This window comes from Pararhizobium sp. IMCC21322 (assembly GCF_030758295.1).
GTDB lineage: Bacteria > Pseudomonadota > Alphaproteobacteria > Rhizobiales.
The window spans coordinates 2,432,566-2,453,640 of the sequence record NZ_CP132335.1; the positions used below are offsets into that span (position 1 = coordinate 2,432,566).

At 53.7% G+C, this 21,075-nt stretch carries 13 protein-coding genes; 8 read left to right on the forward strand and 5 right to left on the reverse strand.

The genetic code is table 11. The features are described 5' to 3' along the window. Positions 1-73: 73 nt before the first annotated feature. Complete coding sequence (locus RAL91_RS11595; protein WP_306262414.1) at positions 74-1,222, forward strand: ABC transporter permease; 1,149 nt, start codon at positions 74-76, stop codon at positions 1,220-1,222. A gap of 29 nt (positions 1,223-1,251) precedes the next feature. Here RAL91_RS11595 and RAL91_RS11600 read toward each other — a convergent pair whose 3' ends face one another. Next, entirely contained in the window at positions 1,252-2,223 is a 972-nt protein-coding gene (locus RAL91_RS11600) for an aldo/keto reductase (RefSeq protein WP_306262415.1), read from the reverse strand. Between the two features lie 196 nt (positions 2,224-2,419). On the opposite strand from RAL91_RS11600, the gene RAL91_RS11605 reads away from it, so the two are divergent. The 3 genes from RAL91_RS11605 (at position 2,420) to RAL91_RS11615 (ending at position 5,474) form a co-directional block, all read left to right on the forward strand. Beyond that, complete coding sequence (locus tag RAL91_RS11605; RefSeq protein ID WP_306262901.1) at positions 2,420-3,226, forward strand: ABC transporter ATP-binding protein; 807 nt, start codon at positions 2,420-2,422, stop codon at positions 3,224-3,226. Between the two features lie 54 nt (positions 3,227-3,280). Further along, positions 3,281-4,681 carry an MlaD family protein gene (locus tag RAL91_RS11610; RefSeq protein ID WP_306262417.1) on the forward strand — a complete coding sequence of 467 codons (1,401 nt, stop codon included), beginning with the start codon at positions 3,281-3,283 and terminating at the stop codon, positions 4,679-4,681. 196 nt (positions 4,682-4,877) lie between these two features. Next, complete coding sequence (locus RAL91_RS11615) at positions 4,878-5,474, forward strand: ABC-type transport auxiliary lipoprotein family protein (protein ID WP_306262419.1); 597 nt, start codon at positions 4,878-4,880, stop codon at positions 5,472-5,474. A gap of 56 nt (positions 5,475-5,530) precedes the next feature. On the opposite strand, the gene RAL91_RS11620 is transcribed toward RAL91_RS11615, so the two are convergent. Further along, positions 5,531-6,046, reverse strand: a complete 516-nt coding sequence (locus RAL91_RS11620) for a MarR family winged helix-turn-helix transcriptional regulator (RefSeq protein WP_306262421.1) — start codon at positions 6,044-6,046, stop codon at positions 5,531-5,533. A gap of 198 nt (positions 6,047-6,244) precedes the next feature. On the opposite strand from RAL91_RS11620, the gene RAL91_RS11625 reads away from it, so the two are divergent. The 4 genes from RAL91_RS11625 (at position 6,245) to RAL91_RS11640 (ending at position 11,835) form a co-directional block, all read left to right on the forward strand. Further along, entirely contained in the window at positions 6,245-6,790 is a 546-nt protein-coding gene (locus RAL91_RS11625; RefSeq protein ID WP_306262423.1) for a cytochrome b, read from the forward strand. Positions 6,791-6,874: 84 nt separating this feature from the next. Continuing rightward, a complete protein-coding gene (locus tag RAL91_RS11630; protein WP_371932509.1) occupies positions 6,875-7,504 on the forward strand; it encodes a hypothetical protein in 630 nt (209 codons plus the stop codon). A gap of 9 nt (positions 7,505-7,513) precedes the next feature. After that, positions 7,514-8,710 (forward strand): efflux RND transporter periplasmic adaptor subunit, encoded by a 1,197-nt coding sequence (locus RAL91_RS11635; RefSeq protein ID WP_306262425.1) that lies wholly within the window; start codon positions 7,514-7,516, stop codon positions 8,708-8,710. Beyond that, positions 8,707-11,835, forward strand: a complete 3,129-nt coding sequence (locus RAL91_RS11640) for an efflux RND transporter permease subunit (protein WP_306262427.1) — start codon at positions 8,707-8,709, stop codon at positions 11,833-11,835. Before RAL91_RS11635 ends, RAL91_RS11640 begins: the two co-directional genes overlap by 4 nt. A gap of 69 nt (positions 11,836-11,904) precedes the next feature. On the opposite strand, the gene RAL91_RS11645 is transcribed toward RAL91_RS11640, so the two are convergent. The 3 genes from RAL91_RS11645 to RAL91_RS11655 form a co-directional block, all read right to left on the reverse strand. Next, positions 11,905-12,951, reverse strand: a complete 1,047-nt coding sequence (locus RAL91_RS11645) for a hypothetical protein (RefSeq protein WP_306262429.1) — start codon at positions 12,949-12,951, stop codon at positions 11,905-11,907. A 104-nt stretch (positions 12,952-13,055) separates the two neighbouring features. Next, positions 13,056-15,284, reverse strand: a complete 2,229-nt coding sequence (locus RAL91_RS11650) for a transglutaminase domain-containing protein (RefSeq protein ID WP_306262431.1) — start codon at positions 15,282-15,284, stop codon at positions 13,056-13,058. Between the two features lie 31 nt (positions 15,285-15,315). After that, positions 15,316-21,054: a hypothetical protein gene (locus RAL91_RS11655; RefSeq protein ID WP_306262433.1), complete on the reverse strand. Its 5,739-nt coding sequence runs from the start codon at positions 21,052-21,054 to the stop codon at positions 15,316-15,318. Between the last annotated feature and the right edge of the window lie 21 nt (positions 21,055-21,075).

Consider the following 21,075-nt stretch of genomic DNA (forward strand, 5'->3'; position numbering starts at 1 on the left):
TTATTCAGCATTTCAACCGCACTGAATATCCGTTAGTCTGTGCAAGAATCCCGTACTTCGCAATGGAAAAAATGTGAGCGTAACAACAGTGCCAGATCTGGTCTCTCTGCAGGACAATTCCGACGGCATGAAGCTGTTGGCGGCAGGCAATTGGACATTGGAAAATGCAGCCGATCTATCCCAACGGCTGAATGAGTTGGAACAGCGTGTCGCGAAGAGCGAGGCGGGTCCTCTGATCGCCAACATCTCAGCGATTGAGGAAATGGATACCTCTGGCGCCTGGTTGCTGGTGCGGCTTCGTAAACACCTTTTGGACCGCAACAGCGACCTGTTGATAGAAGGCATGACGCCCGACCGGGAAGTATTGCTGGATGAGGTTTTTGAAAGCGCTGCTGCTGTGGATACCGAAACTGCTGCTCCACCTCGTTGGCACCCGATGGAGTTTCTTGGTCGGACTGTGGCTGCTATTGGCTATGATATGTCAGCCAAAACCAACATGTTGGGCCGGGCTATCTCTGGTCTGATCGCTGTTTTGGTATCGCCCAAACGCTTGCGTGCAATCTCAATCGTTCATCATCTGGATCAGGCGGGCCTGCGCGCAGTGCCGATCATCGCGCTCATGTCGTTTGTCATCGGCGCCATCATTGCTCAGCAATCGGCGTATCAGTTGCGTTATTTTGGCGCTGAAGTCTTCACAGTCGATCTGGTCGGCATTCTTGTGCTGAGGGAACTGGGCGTGTTGTTGACAGCCATTATGGTTGCCGGTCGCTCCGGCAGTGCCTTCACAGCCGAGATTGGCTCCATGAAGATGCGTGAGGAGATTGACGCTCTGCGCGTTATTGGCATGTCGACAACCGATGTGCTCGTATTGCCGCGGGTTCTGGCCCTGGTAATTGCGGTGCCATTGTTGACGGTTATCGCAAATATTTTCGCGCTTTTAGGCGGAGCCATGGTCGCCTGGGTTTACTCTGATATCCCGCCGATTGAGTTCATCACACGATTGAGAGAAGCCGTTTGGCTCTCAACCCTGCTGGTGGGTTTCATAAAGGCGCCGTTCATGGCTTTGGTCATCGCCGTTATTGCTTGTTCAGAAGGCTTTGCCGTGAAGGGAAGTGCTGAGTCTCTGGGGCGCAGGACAACAGCTTCTGTGGTCAAAGCCATATTCATGGTGATCGTCATGGACGGGTTGTTTGCCATGTTCTTCGCAGCTATCGGCTACTGATGCGTGTTTTCCGCCGGTTTGTTTCTGCTCTAGGTCTGCTCCTCGAGACGATCTGTTGCCGGCGCGGGCGTTCGGGAAAGGGCGGATATGGCGGAATGGAGCGCTTCATCCAGTTCCACATCAACAGATTGCAATGATGGCATAAGCTGCTCCAGATTGCGTGCGCCAATAATCGGGCTGGTTACAGCCGTATTGGCCGCAGCCCATGCAATCGCCAGGGACACCGGGTGGACATTCCTGTCTTCACATAATGCCGTGAAAGCCTCTGCCGTTTCAAACACCCATGGCTCGCCATAGCGCGCCGAATACATGGTGTTGGCCACAAGGCGCGCTGCCTCCGGGCGTGTGCTGGCGTTATACTTGCCACTCAGCAGGCCTCCGCCAAGCGGAGAGTAAGAAATAACACCCAAATTCTCGGCAAGAGCGAGTGGAAAAATTTCCGCTTCTGCCTGTCGTTTCACAAGGGAATACATGGGTTGAATCACATCGAATCGCGGCCAGCCATGCTGGTCCGAAATGCCAAGCGCTCTGGCAAGTTGCCAGGCCGCATAATTGCTGGCCCCCAGATACAAGACCTTGCCATCGGCTACCAGTTTTTCCAAAGCCCGAAGCGTTTCTTCCAACGGCACATGATTGTCCCAGCGATGCATGAACAGAATATCCAGCCGGTCAGTGCCCAACCGTTCCAGGCTCGCTTCCACAGCCCGCAGGATATGCCGACGGTTGCCACCGCCAGAATTGATGTCAGCGTTCATGGCTCCAAAGCATTTTGACGTAACAATCAATTCATCACGGTCAGTCTTGATCAAGTCTCCCAGAATGCGCTCGGCCATGCCATTTGAGTAGACATCCGCACAGTCGAAGAAATTGATGCCGGCATCACGGCAGGCAGAAAACATGCGGCCAGCTTCATGCGCGTCAGCATCACCGCCAAAAGACATGGTTCCAAAACAAAGCTCTGAAACCTGCAAGCCAGTCTGGCCAAGCAATTTTGTTTTCATCATATCCTCCGCGCGGTTTAATCAAGACGTCCTTTCAATGCGCGATTTGGCGCAAGATCGCAATATTGCCTTCATTGCAAACGAAACACCAATCCAGCATAAGGTTAATGCAAGTCTTGGAATCGGTGCCAAAGAGGGTTTCCTCAAAGGCGATCCGATAATGCAGTTCCAGAGTTTCGCAAATTCCAGAGTTTCTATGGCCAAAGAACCTATTACATTTCCGTCTGTAAAGCGTGGCGACGTCATTTTGCAGGCACGCGGAATTACCGTAGGGTTTGGTGATAGCCTTATTCTTGAAGATCTCGATATCGACCTCAGGGCTGGCGAAGTGCTTGGCGTTGTGGGCGCTTCGGGAACTGGCAAGTCGGTATTGCTGCGCTCGATTGTCGGTTTGCTGCCGCGCCGCTCTGGTATCGTGAAAGTGTATGGTCAGGACTACGATTCTGCTGAACATGCCGTGCAGGAGGCGGTGGATCGCCGCTGGGGCGTCCTGTTTCAGAACGGCGCCTTGTTCTCAGCACTGACCGTAAAGCAGAACGTTCAGGTGCCAATGCGGGAACATTTACGACTGCCGCAAGATCTGATGGACGAACTGGCTCGTATCAAGATTGAGATGGTTGGTTTGCCAGCCGATGCCGCAGATAAATTCCCGGCGGAATTGTCAGGCGGCATGATAAAGCGGGCAAGCCTTGCCAGAGCGTTGTCATTGGATCCCGACATCGTGTTTCTGGATGAACCCACCTCCGGTCTTGATCCGATCAGTGCCGCAGAATTTGATGAGTTGTTGAAAAAACTCTGCGAAACTCTGGCTTTGAGTGCGTTCATGGTGACCCATGATCTGGACAGTCTCTATGCCGCCTGTGACAGAATTGCCGTTATAGGCAACAAAAAGGTCATGGTAGAGGGCGGCCTGCCGGATATGCTGGCATTTGACGATCCATGGGTGCAGGATTATTTTCGTGGGAAGCGTGCCCGCAGGTTGAATGAGTCGCTTGAAAGCTGAATGCGAGTATCAATTGAACGTCAGAATGACATGTCGAGAGTGAGTTTGTAGACGATGGAAACCAAGGCCAATTATGGGCTGATCGGCATATTCACGCTGTTGGTGGCCGCCATAGCCGTATTTATGATCTACTGGGTCGGAAGGCTGGATCAGGCTGGGTCTGCCGTACCGGTTCAAATTTCTTTCCCCGGAGCCGTATCCGGCCTTGTTGCTGGAAGTCCGGTCAATTTCAACGGCATCCGCGTTGGCACAGTTCGCAGCCTCTCACTGGATCCGACCGATCCCGAAGCGGTTTTGGTCGATGTCGATATCGACCAAAACACGCCGCTCAAGTCAGACACTGAAATCACACTCGGCACGACCGGCATCACGGGCGCGTCCTATGTGGATTTACGGGCCGGTTCCATAGAATTGCCCAACCTCTTGTTGCAAGACGACATTCCCCAATTGCAGGCTGACGGGTCTTCAATGGATGACTTGCTGCAGGCTGCACGGGATATGATGACTCGGGTAGACCGGGTGGTCAGACGGGTTGATACATTGGTGGAAACCAATGGCGCAGAGATCGAACGAACCATTCAGAATGCGGCGATTTTTTCCGATGCACTGGCAAGCAATGCACCCGGCATCGACCGTTTCCTGTCGACAACCACCGAAGCCGCCACACAAATTGGTGCGCTTGCAAACCGATTGGAAGGTTTGACCGAAAAGGCTGACACACTGGTCAGTGCGATTAATCCAGAGCAGGTGCGGACTGCCGTCAGCAACATTCAAAGGTTCACGGATAATTTGAATCAGACCGCTGGAAAACTTGAAGATCTCGTCTCTGAAGCCACACTATCAGTTTCCACATTCAACACCTTTGGTGCCTCCCTCAACAGCAGCCTGTTACAGATAGACAATATTGTGTCTGCTATACCGCCTGAAGAATTGAGAGCAATGGTCGAAGGCGCAAGTTCATTTGTTAAAAATCTGGCGGATCAAAATGGTGCGATCTCCGGAATTGTTGAAAATGCCCGCGACGGCAGCGAAAGCTTCAAAAGCCTTGCCACGCGTCTTGAAAGCGAGGGGGACCGCATTAGCGGAATCACCGCTGATGCTGCAGCGTTTGCCAAGACGCTCAATTCGGCAGCAGGCCGTGTGGATGCACTTTTTGATGGACTCGATGAGATGATGAGTTCTGATGGCAGCGCAACGCTTATGGGTGAACTGCAAAAAACCCTGTCCAGTTTCCGAAGCGCAGCCTCCACATTTGAGGTGCGGATTGGCGAGATTGCCAATGGCGTGTCGCGTTTCTCTGGCTCGGGACTGCGCAATCTGGACGGTTTGATTGCAGATGGAAGACGCGCGATGAGTCGCTTTAATAGCTTGTTGCAGCAATTGGAAAGCAATCCACGGCAGTTCATTTCAGGCAGTGGTGGCGTCCCGGAATACAATGGCAGGCCGAGACGCTGAATTATTCCGGATTCATGCACTGGAACCGGGTGATTCTTGCAACAGTTGCGTCTGAAAGAGGCGCAGGCGCTTGATTTCTTGGGAATCTCTGTTCAAAAGCAAGGGTGGTATTTCTCCAGACTCAGTAAGTGATAGCGAGTTGGCTTTGGCCTTTGACACGAAACAAGATACGCAGCCGCATCGGATTGGCCGATCGATGCAAGCTCGCAAACCGGGCGCAGGACTGTTGGTTGCGGCTGCGCTGAGTTTGGGCCTTTCCGGTTGCATTTTGATTTCGCCGCCGCCATCGCGAACCTTCGACCTGTCTGCACCGACCGATATTTCAAAGCTGCGGGGCAGGGCTGGACAAATACTTATTGTCGAACCAAGCGCGTTGCAGGCCCTTGCCGGAACCGGAATCGTCGTCCGGCCATCTGCTTCGGAGCTGAATTATTTTCCGCAGGCACAATGGGCAGATACGCTGCCAAGACTTTTACAAGCGAAAATACTGGAATCTTTTGAGGCAACTGGCCGAGCCAAAGCTGTTGGCAAACCCGGTGATGGTCTGGTCATCGACTACCAGATTCTGTCGAATTTGCGGGCCTTTGAATTTGATGCCATCACCCAGTCTGCTGATATCGATATCTCTGTTAAAATCGTGAATGATCGGACTGGTCAAGTGGCAGGGACGCGAGAATTCAGTGCCAGCGCCTTCGCACCATCAGACAGTCTGGAAGATGCGGTGTTCGCGCTTGATGAGGCGATGGATGAGGTGATAATCGCAATCGTTCGCTGGACTCTGGGACGCGTATAAAAGCGCGATAGCAGACAGGTCATTGACCCAACGGACCGCCCCAACAGACGGGCGTTTCAGGCAGATTCTTCATCTTCAATTTTTACGCGTTTTCCGCCCGGTGTGCGACCGCCCAGACTATTACGCAATTCAAGCGCCATCTTGCCAAACAATTCTGCACGCTCAGCGCCCAATGCCTCAACAATGATCTGATCCATGTCATGCCAAGCTTGATGTATTTCCATAAGCATTTTTCGACCCTCATCCGTTAGGGTCAGTACATTACTCCGCGCCGTTTCTTCGTTTGGCTTACGGCTGATCAGCTTTGCCGCGATCAGGCGTGAACTCATAGTGCTCATACTGGCCGCTGATATATGAAACTCGCGTGCCAGTTCGACCTGCGAAACAGGGCCCATGCGGTTGAGTGCGGCAAGAACACGCGCTTGTCTTGGCTGGATACCATATGGCGCCAGGCGGGTGCGCAACCTGTCTTCTACCAGATTACCAGAATGTAATAAGGGGTGAAGCAAAAAGCCTTGTTTTTTCATGCTCATTGTTAGAATGTTAACATGGAATTGATCAATGCGTTTCAATCCCTTCTGTGAGTTCGAATCTAAACGTTTTCGACAAAACCATTTAACGTCCCCAGGTCGCGTTATTCATACAAGTTGCGTTGTTTATATATGCGTCACATATCCAGACTGACCATACAATGCCAGCTACTTTGAGGCCATAAGTCCAGATGAAGCCGCAAGTTCAGAAACTACGCCAAAGGTCACAAGGATAGCAACATGCACAGCCCATCTGGCTATGATCTGATGTCTCGAATAAATCACTGGCTGATCGCAATCGCCATTCTTGGCATGCTTGCACTGGGACTTTTTCTGGAGTTTGGCGGGTTAGCGCGGGAAGACAAGCGTTGGCTCATCGATATTCACAAATCAGTTGGTGTTCTCGTGCTGATCTACGGTGTGTGGCGTGTCTTGTGGCGTATCATACAGGGGTTTCCAGAATCCGATGAATCCACCATGCCTCAATGGCAGGAAATCGCATCAAAGATCGCTCATTGGGCTCTGCTTGCAGGCATTCTCATCATGCCGATTTCCGGTGTTGTTGCATCTATTTTTAATGGGCGCTCTATTGCCGTGTTCAACTGGTTTTCGATACCGGCCCAGACCGAAATTGCCTGGTTGAGTGGCGCTGCCGGCTACACGCATAAATATACCGGTTTTACGCTTGCCTTGATCGTTGCCCTTCATATCGCAGCAGCGCTCAAACATCATTTTGTGGACCGGGATTCGGTGCTGATCCGAATGGTTCAGGGGGCGGCCAAATAGGTCACCGTAAGACTCATTTCCTTGATTGAAGATGGTGCTGAATTTGAACAACTGATTTCCGGCAACTCGAACTGAAGGGTTTACATGATGCTCAATCAATTTGCTCTGAGAACGACAATCATACTGCCAACTATATTGGCCACGATGAGCCAAATACAGGCACAAGATGCGGATATGAGCTTCTTCATAACAAGTGTGAACCCTGGAAATGGGGCAGATCTGGGTGGCCTTGCGGGTGCAGACACGCATTGTGGTGCGCTTGCCGAAGCAGCGGGTGCGACTGGAAAAACCTGGCGGGCTTATTTGTCTACGGACGTGGAAAATGCACGTGAGCGCATTGGAAAAGGCCCCTGGATGAATGCCAAGGGCATCACCGTCGCCCTCAACGTTGATGATCTGCACAGCGATAACAATAAGCTCAGCAAGGAAAACTCGCTTGATGAAACCGGTGCTGTTGTCAACGGACGGGGCGATTCACCCAATCGTCACGACATTCTGACCGGCTCCAATGCTGACGGCACTCTGGTTGGAGATGCCTGCTCGTTCTGGACCAGCAGCGGAGAAGGATCAGCCATGGTTGGGCATCATGATCGTCAGGGTGGCGGTGCTGAACCGACCTCCTGGAATGCTGCACACGGCTCCAGAGGGTGCGGCCTTGAAGCGCTGCGCGGAACGGGAGGCGATGGCCTCTATTACTGCTTTGCGACGGAATAAGAAAACACTATGAAACACTTACTCTCCCTCCTTATCGCCGCTGCCTTGATTGGTGGCACGTATTTTTTCACCTTTGTCTATGACGGTGGTGGAACACCTGAACAGGCCAATGCAAGCGCACCGGGCGGGCGGGCTGCTCCGACAGGGCAGCGTCGTGGCGGGAGGGGCAGCAATCAGGCCTCAACGGTCACAATGGCATCCGTCAAGGTGGAACCCTATACGGACCTTTTCAGTGCGCTCGGCAATGTGCAGGCCGAGGCACGTGTCCGCGTGCTCAGTGAAACCAGTGGCCGCGTCACGGCAGTTCATATGGTCCCAAATGTCAGGATAGCGGCGGGCTCATTGCTGGTGTCTCTCAATGATGAGTTGGAGAACATTGCTGTTAGAACCGCCCAAATTCAGTTGCGACAGGCACAGGAGACGCTGTCCCGGTATGCAAAGCTGGCGTCAACCGGAACACTTACCAACACCTCACTTGCAGATGCTCAGGTGACTGTTGATATCGCGCAAGCTGCTCTGGACAAGGCGAGTTATGATCTGGAGCAACGCAGCATTGTTGCGCCAATTGACGGGACACCTGGCCTGACGGATGTGCAGGTGGGGGCTTATCTGAACGCGGGCTCTGAACTGGTAACCCTGACCAACACCGACAGCCTCACAGTGGAGTTCACCCTTCCGGATCGGGCGAGTGAATTATTGCGACCCGGATATCCTGTCCGGGTGACAGCACCATCCAGACCAGGCGCTGTTCTAGAAGGCGAGATCACTGCCTTTGATAACGAAATCGATCCGCAAACCCGACTGATTGGGGCAAGGGCACGATTTGCGAATGTTGGGCGCGTGCTTCAACCAGGCTCCATTGTCAACGTTCTCGTTAGCAATACCAATGACCCGCTGCCAAGTGTCCCTGTATCGGCGCTGACATGGAGTCGTGAAGGTGCAACCGTGTGGGTCGCCAATGAAGGTAAGGTCAGCAAGGTCCCTGTCGTCGTGCGCTCACGTGAGAATGACATGGTCTGGCTGGACGCTGATCTTGAAGATGGCGCACAGATCGTCATTGAAGGCGTGCAGAAACTGCGTGAAGGATCGCAAGTCGTCACGCAGGAACAACTCAATCAACGGCGCGCTGGCGGTGGCGCAAACAGACCTGCAGCAACATCCGGCCAAAATCAAAATCGGACCCAAACGCCTGAGGCTGGTTCATGAGTGATGAGATCGCCCCAAAAAAACGCAGTGGCTTCGCAGAATTGTTTATTGCGCGGCCCATTCTTGCGCTTGTTATCAATCTGCTGATCGCCGTTGCCGGATTAGCAGCCTTCAATTCTGTTGATGTGCGCGAACTGCCCAACGTTGATCAACCGGTTCTGTCGGTTAATACCACCTATGACGGCGCGGCGCCGGAGACAATTGATACGGAAATCACAACGCCCCTGGAGGATGCACTGTCAGCGCTGGAAGGATTGCAAAGCGTATCCTCCAGGTCCAGCTATGGGCGAAGCCGCATCAATATGGAGTTTTCTGATGGTGTCGAAATTAATGATATCGCCAATGAGGCCCGGGAAATTGTTGCGCGCACTCTGCGGCAATTGCCGGATGACATCGACGATCCGACAGTAACAAAAAACGATTCTGATGCCGACCCGATCATGCGTCTCGCGCTTTTGGGAGGCACCAGTCTGGAAACTCTGACCGAGTTGGCGGAAGGGTCTGTTTCGGATCGCGTGTCAACGATCGAGGGCATATCCGAAGTCGAAATCGCTGGCGATCAGGTCAACGAGTTTCAGGTTCATGTTAACATGATATCGCTTACCGGGCGCGGCCTGACGCCGGATGATGTGGAGGAGGCGTTGTCTACATTGCGGGCAACTGATCCGTTGGGAGATCTTGATTCTGAGGCGCAATCTGTGGTGATGCGCAGCACTGATCCACTGATTAATGCTGCAACAATCAGCAACGTTCTGATCGACAGCCACACGCGCATCAGTGATGTGGCCTTTGTTCAACTTACAGCCAGTGAGCGATCGACCCTGTTTCGGGTCAATGGCGAAAGTGCTGTAGGTCTCAACATTATCCGTCAGTCTGTTGGCAACACGCTTGCCATTTCGAAAGAAGTACGCGCCGCTGTTGCAGAATTGCAGAGCGAATTACCCGATGGCATTCGCCTGATTATAAACTCGGATGATGGAATTTTCATCGAACAGTCGATTGCGGAAGTCGTTTTCTCGATCTCAATGGCGGTTCTGATTGTTATCAGCGTGATATTTGTCTTCCTGCGGTCCTTCAGTGCAACCATGATCCCCGCTGTGGCGATCCCTGTTGCCCTCACAGGAACACTGGCTGCCATATGGCTGGTTGGGTTCTCCATCAACACGATTTCTCTTCTGGCTCTTGTTCTGGCCACGGGAATGGTGGTGGATGACGCGATTGTTGTTGTTGAGAACATCGTGCGGAGACGGCGCTCGGGCATGGGTCCACGCGCAGCCGCCGCTGCAGGAACGAACGAGGTGTTCTTCGCTGTTATTTCAACAACGGCCACACTGGCAGCTGTTTTCATCCCGATTTCATTTCTGCCGGGGCAGGCGGGCGGCATCTTCTCCGAGTTCGGGTTTGTGCTGGCATTTTGTGTCACCCTGTCTTCAGTCGTCGCATTGACCCTTGTTCCGGCAATGGCAGCTATTCTCGATCCGGGCCGCGAGAGTAAATCTGACGAGGGCAAACAGCCTCGCGAAAGTGTTTTTACCCGTGGCTACGGAGCGATTGTGGGATTCTCGCTGCGTTTGCCCATTGTCATTATCGGCATTGCCATCGCATTCGCCATTTTTGCCGCAAGCAGCTTTTTCACTTTGCCATCTGAACTTACCCCGAGCGAAGATCGCGGTTTTTTCATCATAGCCTCGCGCGCGCCATCCGGTGCCAGTCTCAGCTTCACGGACAGTCAGGTGCGGCAGGTGGAGACCATTTTGGAGCCTTATATTGAAAGCGGTGAAATGGCGGCGGTTCTTGCGCTGGTTGGCCGCGGTTCCTCATCTTCCGCCTTTATCATTATCAGGCTGCAGAATTGGGGCGAACGCGAACGCAGCCAACAGGTGATCGCAAGTGAAATCAATCAGCGGCTCCAACGGATTACAGGACTGACCCTGTCAGTGCGCACGCCCAACAGCCTTGGCATTCGCGGTGCGGGACGTGGATTGCAATTCGCTGTAACGGGCAACGACTATGATGCCATCGTGGTTGCGGGTGATGAGCTGGTCAATGCCATGGCTCAGGAAACCGATGTGTTCGTCAATCCGCAACTGGGATATGACACAAGCCAGCCTCTGGTGTCTGTGTCCATAGATCGGGAACTGGCAACCAGGCTGGGCCTGTCTGTCAGCACCATCAACTCAATCATCAACACAATGAGCGAAGGCTCCACAGCTGCCACGGTTATCGTGGAGGGCAGGGAAGTCGACATTCGGCTGTTACCTGCTGGTCCACCTATCAATGATCCGGGTGATCTGGAGCGCGTTTTCGTTCAGACAGCGTCCGAAAATTATGTCCCGCTCTCAACGGCTGTGTCGCTCACACAGACGGCCTCTGTCTCAACTCTTTCGCGAGAGGGCGGCGACCGGGCCGTGCCAGTTCAGACCAATTTGGCCACCGGGGTGGATTTGAGCGCCGCTGCGGCGCGTGCGCAGGAACTCGCCCGCGAGATTTTGCCAGCTGACATGGGCATTATCTTCCTTGCGGAGGCGGCAGCTCTGGATGAAAGCCAGAGCAGCACCATGCTGGTGTTCGGTGTTGCGCTGCTGATCGTATTTCTGGTGCTGGCCGCACAATTTGAGAGCTTTGGCAGCGCGATTATCATCATGCTGACAGTACCGTTTGGTCTGGCCGCTGCTGTATTGGCGATCTCCTTGACCGGTGGATCGCTTAATTATTACAGCCAGATCGGACTGGTGATGCTGATCGGCATCATGGCCAAGAACGGAATTCTGATTGTCGAGTTCGCCAATCAGTTGCGCGAACAAGGTCAGGATGTCGACAGCGCCATCCGCGATGCTGTGCGACTACGTTTCCGGCCAGTGATGATGACCATGATATCCACAGTCTTTGGCGGTTTGCCATTGGTGTTTGCATCCGGCGCGGGCGCAGAAGCCCGTATAGCAGTGGGTTGGGTTGTGGTTGGCGGGCTTGGCTTTGCCACCATTTTCACTTTGTTTCTGACGCCTGTCTTCTATCGCCTTATTGCACCGATATGTGCTGTTCCAGGTGCGTCGTCGCGGAAGCTCGAAAACGAGGTGAGTGCTGTCAAACCGAGGCCAGAGCCATCAATTTCACCAGCGGAATAACTCTCATAAAAATGCTGGTGTGATACCGTCACACCAATGATGCTTTTGCGAATTCGAGCCGGTAATTCTCTATTCCAATTCGATGGTCGAAATCGCCTGGAACGGAATTTGCCTCGCGAAAGCCATCAGCTTCTCCATTGCCGAGCCATCGGCAATGGCCTCCGGATTGTCATCAAGTCCATACTGGGTGAGCACGACAACAACTCTGCCAGCCAAACACTCAAGCTGAATGTCTCCCGTACCCGCACTTGAGAAGCATGGGATTGAATCGATGTCACGTCGCAACGCATCGCGAGACCGAATCTCGACTGGTGATTCGCCGGTTTTCTCATAATTTGCAAGAAATTGGTCTGCCGAATTTTCGCGATTACCAAAGAACAGCTCGACCGGCTTGTCTCCATCATTGGTTGGCAGATCATATCCCTTTACCGTAATCATGAAGCCAACACTTTGCGGAGAGTAGCGCACAGATATGGGTGCAGATGTCATGCTGGCCGGCAGGACATCTCCCAATGTGCCGCCCTTCAAGCCAGGCACACGCATCTGCGCGCCTTGCTGGGGATCAGGCGCAGCTACGGCAACAATGCCAGCTGATTGTTGCGCCGCTGCAATTTGCTCCAGCGGAAAGGTCTCCAGATAGGCCGAAAGCGCGCCCCATGTTTCCTGCTTGGAATTCTCGTCTCCCAACACTTTGACAGGTGCCGACAGTGTAATGACCAGGTTGTTCAGACGACAATGCAGTTCCACCGCAAACATTGCATCGGCCTTGCGGCAATCGACACCGGCAATTGTTTCCAGGCCTTCGCCACCTGAAAAACGCTCCATTTTAACAGGGGAAGTGGAGAAATAAACCGTAATGCTCCGCTCCGCCAGAGGGCGATAATCAGAGAAGGCCAAGCTGACACTGGTACCATTCACTTCCATCATCGGGCTGACGTTGTCATCCACCATGTCCGGTGGCAGCATGTTCTCTACCGCGATGCCGCCAAGGGCTTCTACCTTGGTGTTCTTCTCGATAGGCTGCATTTCTGCCGCCGCCGTCTGACACATCAACGCCAGACCAAGCATACTGAAAAACCGGATCAAAATGCTTTTGCAAAGTATTGGGGTCATCATCATCCTAATCCGATTGCTGTTGGAAATAACGGCAGTAGCACGCGCACAAAAAATAGAGACAAATTGCATGCTTGATAATTGATGGCGGCATTGCTGCCTTGTGACTATCCGAATAAAGCATATCCAATGGCCAGCATAATAGCTGTCCCGATGCCTGCACCTGCATGAGCTGATATTGTGATCGAAACATTTCCCAGTATGATGGTGTATTCTGTACCACCTTTGGATTTTTTACGCAGCGCGTCGGCCTTTCGTTTTGCTTCGGCTTCACGCCGCATCTGACGCTTTAAATCGCGTTGGAATCTTTCTTTGAATCCTTTCGGATCTTTCGCCATTCCTTCCGCCGTATTGGCTGCATCAGCAATACCGGACCGGGCCACCCCATCACCGGGTTTCGGGAAAAATGGTCTGGCATTTCCGGCAAGTGCAACGCGCGCATCTGCCCGCCCGGTCTTAGGGTCCAATCGCCACCAGGTGTCAGCAGACATATCCTCACTGGCGAACACAGAGAACCCAAGTTCCAGATCTTTGCTTGCCTCAAAACCGCGCTCGGCAAGCTGTTGACCAACGAGCGGAATGAGGCTGCCTTTTTCCGGTGGAATCGAACCGTTTGGAGCGCCGTTTTGTGTCAGAATAGCCTCTGTTTCCAGAGCCGATTGCAATGCGCCATGCCATATCCGATGCAAGCGCGCTGTGGCATCTGCGTCGGGTCGGTCCACTGTTCCGGCAATACCAATATCGTCAAGCGTCCAGTCGACCCAATTGACTATTCCGCCTTCTGGCAGGGTTTGTATTCCAGAAATCAACACTCGAGGTCGAGCGGCCATAATGCAAACGCCAGCGCTGGCCGGGCGCGCACGGATCAGTTCTTCGCTGGCGAGGACAACAGTGCTGGCTGCTACCCAACTGTACCACATCACAGCTTCCGGGTCAGGCTTCCCGACGCTCAACTGTTTCAGCGTCTCGGGTAGTTCCAGCAGCAGCCCCGAAATGCGTAGCGCTGCCAGGCGCGGCGACAATCCACCATTTCCAAGGACGATCTGGCGAATGCTTTCAAGTGCGGCTGGGTATTTTTGACCCATTTTTGGTTCAGCAATAGCGCTGGGATCAGGTAGTCCACCGTCTTCGACCGACCGGCGCTGTTCTGCGCTGAGTAAATCCAGAATGACCCGTTCTTCCTCGCTGGTTGTCTGGCCCGGAACTTCGGACCGAACATGCAATGTGATTGCAGTGACTGTTTCCGATTGCTCTTGCTGGAAAAGATCGGTTGACTGATTGACATTGCCTGGCGCGGCAAAGGGTGTACTTTTGACCATCGTTCCGGAGACTGTCATGATGGCGCGCATGGACGGTGCTTTGCCAGCCAGACCTCCAAGTACATCACTTAAACCACCGCCGATCCCATCTTGTGCCGGACCGAAGAACAATGCGACTGGCTGTTCTGTCATTTCCGGAACAGACAATCGTTGAGTCAGGATGTTTTTACGTCGCAGCTTGCCGTTGATCAGGGACTCCAGTTCCAGGGTGATGGAAACCCTGTGTGGCACAACGGGATCTGTCACAATTTCTCCGGCGACAGGCGGTTTGGCCCCGAATTTTGCGCTTGCGAGTGTTGGGTCCAGATCCACCCAATCCCGACCAATGCGCGCTTGCAACCAGACATGGCGCTGGTTGGAGGCCGTCGGCAATGGATCTGGTAAAACAGCATCGGGCAGGGCATCATGCAATGCGCTAAAGCTTCGTTCGGCCCGCGCCTTCACGCGCGCCATGGTTTCGCTCTGAAGCGCTGCAATCCGCCAGACATGGTCGTCACCTCGTCCCACTTGGCCACAAGCCGCCGCTTGTATTGCCTCTGTCATATCCGCTGTCATGGGTGCTTCGACGAGACGGGTGTCATAGCCCATAGAGCGCAACAATTCGGCCAGCGTTTGTGCTTTGTCATGATCATTCCCCCCGCGCGCTGCCATCACAGCATCCGGTTGGCGCAAATGGCCCTGATAGGGTTCAGTTCGAATTTCGTCGCGGATATAGGCAAACGCAGCCTCGGGGTCCAACATCAGCGATAGTGCAATGTCTTCCGTGCGTTGTTCAGCCTGTTCAAAATACGTGTTGCGCGCCACAGCTGTTTCAAGTGCCTTCCCGTAGTCCAGCGCTTCTTCTTCAGAAGGCACCGGTCGTTCAGGCAAATCCGAAAAATTCGCAGCCCCAGGAGGCGGTACAGACCAGTCATCTGCCGCAGCAGCGGTTTGGTCACCAGCTAAAAACATGGCTGCAACCACTGCAGCAAAAGCAAGGCGCATTGCCTTGTTCAGGTGAAAGCGTGCATTGATCATGCGTAATCTCCCTTGCCCCCCAGCTGTCAGATCATGGTAAGGTCAATCCCGTTTCCGGACTATATACAATTTCCGACGATTGTTCATCAATTACTTCGATATCCCGCTCTGGTCCCAAAGCCGTTTGCATTGGTCGCAAACGGTAGCGCCCGGCAGGAAGCGTGCGAGCTTCATTCAGCCCAATAATGCCAATGCTCTCGCGACCGCCATCCAGATAAAGCCGTGTCAGTTCAAATCGCGGTGCAACCGCTTCTGCAATGGCATCGATCAGGGCATCGGGATCATCAGCCGAGATGTAGCGGCCATCTCCGGCGTCCGCCCAGTCGGAGAACGTTTTGGCAAGAGCCTCGTCATCAATGGCAAAGCCCACAATCGTCAAACGAAGGTCAATACCGCTTTCCGCGATCCGGTTGATTTCACCGGCAACATCCCCGTCGCAGGTTTCATCACCATCTGTGACCAGCACCACGACGCGTGGCGGATTGAGCGACGCCAGATCCTCAGCGGCCAACACCAAACTTTGCGCAATAGCGGTTTTGGCAAGGTTGATCGCGGGCGTGTTTCGGATAGCAGCCTCTGCGACCGCAGGATCGAGCGGACCAAATGGCAGTAACAGATCCGATTGGCAGGCATCTGCTGCCAATCCGAAAGCGCGATAGGCAAAAGGCATCCCGGAGGGGAGGCTCGAATTGACCACCTCCGCCAGCGCATTATGGGCCACCGCAATTCTGCGCTGGCCGTCCGGCATCCGTTTGAGCATAGACCCTGAGGCGTCGAGTATCAGCTCGATGGCACCAGATGGTGCCGAGCTTGAACCGTCTGTGCTCTGTTCGGATATAAAAAGTTGGCCCTCACCGGTGGGCTCAACGAGTTTGGAGAGATCAATTGCCATCTTGTAGGCCTTTGGCGCACGGAACAGGGCGGCCGCCAATTCCATACCATCGGCAAGACCGGATTGACCGATCACACGATGGAAATAGCCTTTGTTTATCGAGGCCCAGTCTTTCATCAGTTGGACGCTGGTGGCATCTGAACTGTCGATTGAGAGCGCAACGACCCTTGGGCGTGTAGACAATAGTGGCGCCCAGGCTTTGGTGAACTGACTGGTCTCCGCATCCGTGATGACTACAATCCCGTTTATGCCCGGTGGGCCCGCAAGAGCGATTGAAGCTGTTGCTAAGGCTTGTTCAGCACCGCTGCTTCCGGTTGACGGAAGGTTGGCCAACGCTTGATAGACGTCCTCAGGATTTTCCGCCCAATCATCAAGCAGCAGCTTGTCTGAACCAAATGGCAGCAACTGTATCACGTCGCGACCCGGTATCAGTGATTGTGCCCAAAGCCGGACAGCAGCCAGAGTTCGCGGGATGTATTGGGCGACGCTACCAGACGTGTCCCACAAGATCACAATAGAGCGCGGCGGCTCAAAAATGGTGAGCAGGTGCTCACCGGGACCAACCGACGCGGACAAATTCAAATCATTCGTTGTGGATGCTGCGCGCAAGAGCGGAATGTCAGCGCCATCTGGTCCTGTCAGTCGCCAGGCCATCTCAGGTTGGGAAATGCCCGGAAAGCGAAAAGTTAGACGATGCATCCCTTCCGGCACCGCGATCCGCCACCAATCCTCATTGCGTTCAATTTGGACTGAAGAGACAATCGTTGGTCCTTCTTTGAGATCTACTGCCTCTGCCGCATTCGCCCCGCCTGCAGGTGTTGGCAGCACGGGTACGGACGCTGCACCCTGATCTTCATAAACCGCATCGGGTCGGTCATCCTCCCAAAGACCCAGAACGGATTTTGTGGCCCGGTCTTCAAAGACGGCAATCTGGTCTGGTAAGGTCAGTTGCATTTTCTCATCACGCTCGAAACTCAGACGCAGGGCGCGTGCCCATACAGGTGCAGGCAATTCCAGTCGCGTGTTCGTGTCTCCAATTGGTGGAGCCGAAATTGAACCAATTGAAAGCCACGGTCCGGCAGGACCAGATTGGCTGATTTCAAGCCCAACTGTCGGAATGCGAGGGCCATCGTCGTCGCGCCCGACCCAATCGATTGCATCAATACGTGCAGCCCTGTTGCCCTGGAAACCAATTACGGCCCATGCGGATTTTCCGGCCGATGTGCTCTGAGGGGTAAGCCGGTCCGATTTTCCCTGAGTAAGAATACCGACGTTGCGACTCCCGCTAAACAGGGTTTCGTCAGAAACCGTATTACCGATGGTACCCGCTGCGATGATATGCCCACCCAATTCTGTTGCAGCGATGTTCAGCGCGTTATCTGGACGCCAAGCCGGGTCGGCGATCAGCCCGATGTCGGACAGTGCAAAGGTCTTGCAATCCGCATCGCCCTGGCAGTCGTTCAATCGCCACCGTGCGTGAGTTGCCACAAATGGCTCCGATAACGAAAAGATTTGTGGTTCGAGCCTGGCATCCAGTTGTTGGGTCGCCACTTGCGTCCAGTCCGCTCCATTTGCTGACAGGTCCAACGCAATGCGCCTTGGCCAGTTGCTGCGAGGTTCCGTAGAGCGAAGTTGAATCTTGTATCCCGCAACTGGTGCTGAACTGGCGAGTTGGAACGTCAATTCCCGTGCTTTGACAGAAGTCGGCAAACTGGCGTGATACGCAGCGCCATCGTGTAAGAACGAATAGCGCTTGGCATCATCTTCGCTTGCGGTTGCGCCGTCCAGACCGATCAGCTGAGCGCCAAATTGGTGCGACATCGGGTCAAGGCCACCGCGCAATTGCGCCGGTGCCAGCCAATACAGATGCGCACCGCGTTCTGGCGTTGTCGTTTCAAAAGAGACAGGAAAGGTTGCGGCGGCTTCGCCTTTGGACGATTTTGCGCTGATGTATAGGGCAGGGTCCGCGAGACTGCTCTGCATCAATGGCATTTCAAGCACTATCGACAAGTCAAGCTCTTGGCCAGGATCAACCGATGATGCAGTGGTTGAGGGCGTGACCCGCCAACCTTCGGCCAGCGCAGACAGGGCAATGGACAATTCTACTGGCAATGCACTGTCATTCCTGACGGTGGCGGTCAATTCAGCCCTTTGTCCAAATTTGGAAAAGGCACGAAACGGAGTTTCAAGGCCCTTTACTGAAAGGGAAACCGGCAAATCTTCAACGACTTGTTGAGCGCGCAACCATTCTGGACGCCCACCTGAAAGCACCTGCAAAGCCTGGTTAGGGTCGTAATCCGTTACTATTACCGATGTAGATGTATCAGCCGGGCGTCGATCACGCGGGGCGGTGAAAGCAGCTGGTGGCCCCATCTGAGCCGGCGCTAAGATGTTGCTCGGGCCGGCTGTGCGGCATGCCCAAGGCATTGGGTATTCTGCATTGCGGGGTGGTTTTAGTTTTATAATTTGCGGTGTGTTATCCGGCTGAAACAGGTGCCAGCCGGTCATTTCCATATCCTGCTCAAGACTTCGGCTCAGCGAAGGGCTGCCTTCTGCGGAGATTTCACGACCGCGCTTGGGACGATAGGGCTCTTTATCACGCGGTAAGAAAGAGCAGGAAAAGCCTGCGAGCAATCCGTCAGCCTCTATTGTAAAGCTGTCTTCATCTTTTTCATCGTCAAACTGGCCATCCAGCCGTGTATCAGCGTTGAGCAACTGAGGCGGTGTTGCATCTCCATGGGTTGCAGATTTCGCTTGAAGTGGATCATTGTCGGTTTGAATAAAAGCAACCTGGCACTGGTAGTCGAATGACGTTTGGCTCCTGCCAATACGCAATTCAATTGCGCCGCCCAGATCAGGGCCATATTCAGTCAAGATCATACGACCGGTATCGATTGCGGCAAGGCGGACTTTGTCTCCATAGGTCCATAACGAGATATCCCGGCCATCGCCTGAGCAGGTCAATGCAAGCTGACCTGTGCCCTCTGGCAATGGCACGAAGACCAAATCCAGATCGTCGAACGCTCCGACGCGTCCTTTGATGAGACCGTCTGTCGGCAATGCCTGTAATGTGCCTGGAAGCGTGTCCGGCTCGGGCCCTTCGGCACCATCAGCACGCGCCAGCGACACCTCGTAGCGCCCGGAGATATCGTTACCTGCCGGGCTGAGCCGCAATGTCCATTGTCCTGCCGGAAGTCGAGCACTGTAGTTTTCCGCGCCGGAAATGGTTGCAGCCGCCCAACGCCGGTTATCGCGCTTCAATTCCGCGTTCACCGCGCCATCATCAGGTGGCGTCACAATTAACGTCAACGGTGTATCGACCTCCAGATCGAAACTGAACAGATCCAGATCCTGATTGGTGTGAAAATTGCCTTCGAAGCGGTCACCAGGACGGATGCGCAAAGCCTCTGCTTGCGTGTCGTTGGGTTCTGTTGCGTCTCCATCTGGCACAGGTCCCAAATCAGTCAATCTGAATGCGTAGGGGCCATTGCCCTGAAGTTTGGCAAAATACTGTCCGGGATGAAGTGACAGCAGCAATACCAGTGACTTGTCATCCGCCTTCCAGCGTCCGATCTGCTGCTGGTTGCCATCAGATAATGTGATGTCTTTTATGCCAACGATGCCGCGAAGCTCCCAAAGATGGCCGTCAGCATCCACATCGAAACGCAACATGTCAGGATCGTCGTCGGACAGCGCGCCTCTTACAGCACTATCCACCGGCAATTCACGGGCAAACATCTCTGTATCATCAGGCTCACGGCCAGCAGCTGGCGTGGGTTGCGTGGCCGGGTCAAAGCGCAACTCGTAGCCCAGGGGATGATCAGGGGATCCGTTGATCGTGACGCGGTAAGTACCGGCAGGCAATTCCAGACCGCGTCGAAGTGCCTGACCGGACCATGTATTCAGCTTCAGTATTTCAGCTGCAGGTTCCGGATTGAGCCGTTCAAAAACCAGTTCGACCTTCTCGTCACGATCCGTGTTGAGGCTCAAATCCCAAAATGAGGTCTTTTCCAGCAGAAACTCAACCGCGTCACGGTCCTGCTTTGCGAGCAAATTTCCAGACGCTGTGAACCCATCGTCATCGACTTTCCCAAGGTTCCCTGGAGTGCCGCCTTCTCTTTCTGAATTTGGTTCGGTCTCCTGGGTGTCGCTTGCCTCAAGGACCCTCACTATGATCGGCGCAAAACTCTGGTCGGCTCGCTTCACAGCATCGAGACGCAGGAGTATTTCGCGCTCAAGATGCAGGGGAAAGACACCGCCGGAAGCAATGTGCCAACTACCCAGCCTGGCGGCTAATTTTAAGCCAGGTTCGCGTATCGCCTCCACAAGAAGCCTGTCTGTTGTTTCAGCCTGCAGCTTCATTTCGATAGTTTTTTGGGGTCGAAACCTGAACAACTGGCCTGGTTTCAAAGTCGAAAGCGATGATTTGTCCGGATCGTCAAACTCAGGGATTTCATCCAACGGCATTATAAGTTCAAAAGATATTGACTGCGGATTGTCTGATTTCACTTGCAAAAGATAGGGGCGTTCGCGCTCAAGCAGCAGATCATCAAGTTGATCGCCCGCGAGCGAAGTTGCCGATGAGCGTAGCAATTTGGGAGCGGCCTTTGAATTTGCCTGATCCTCAGCAGAGGGAAATGAATAAAGGCTGATGCTTCCCTGATCAGAAATCGAAATCCGATACAATCCACTACGAGCGACGGAAAGACGTGCCAACCCTGATTGCAAAGTGTTCGTTGAGGTCTGACCCGGTCGGGATATTTCTGTAATCCGCTCCAGATCAATATCTTGACCGAGCGCTGCGACCGGCGAAAAAACAATTCCGACAACCAACAAGCCGACCAGAACGCTCCAAATATTTCTTTGGCAGAAATGCATCGTCACTCCTCGATTTATGAT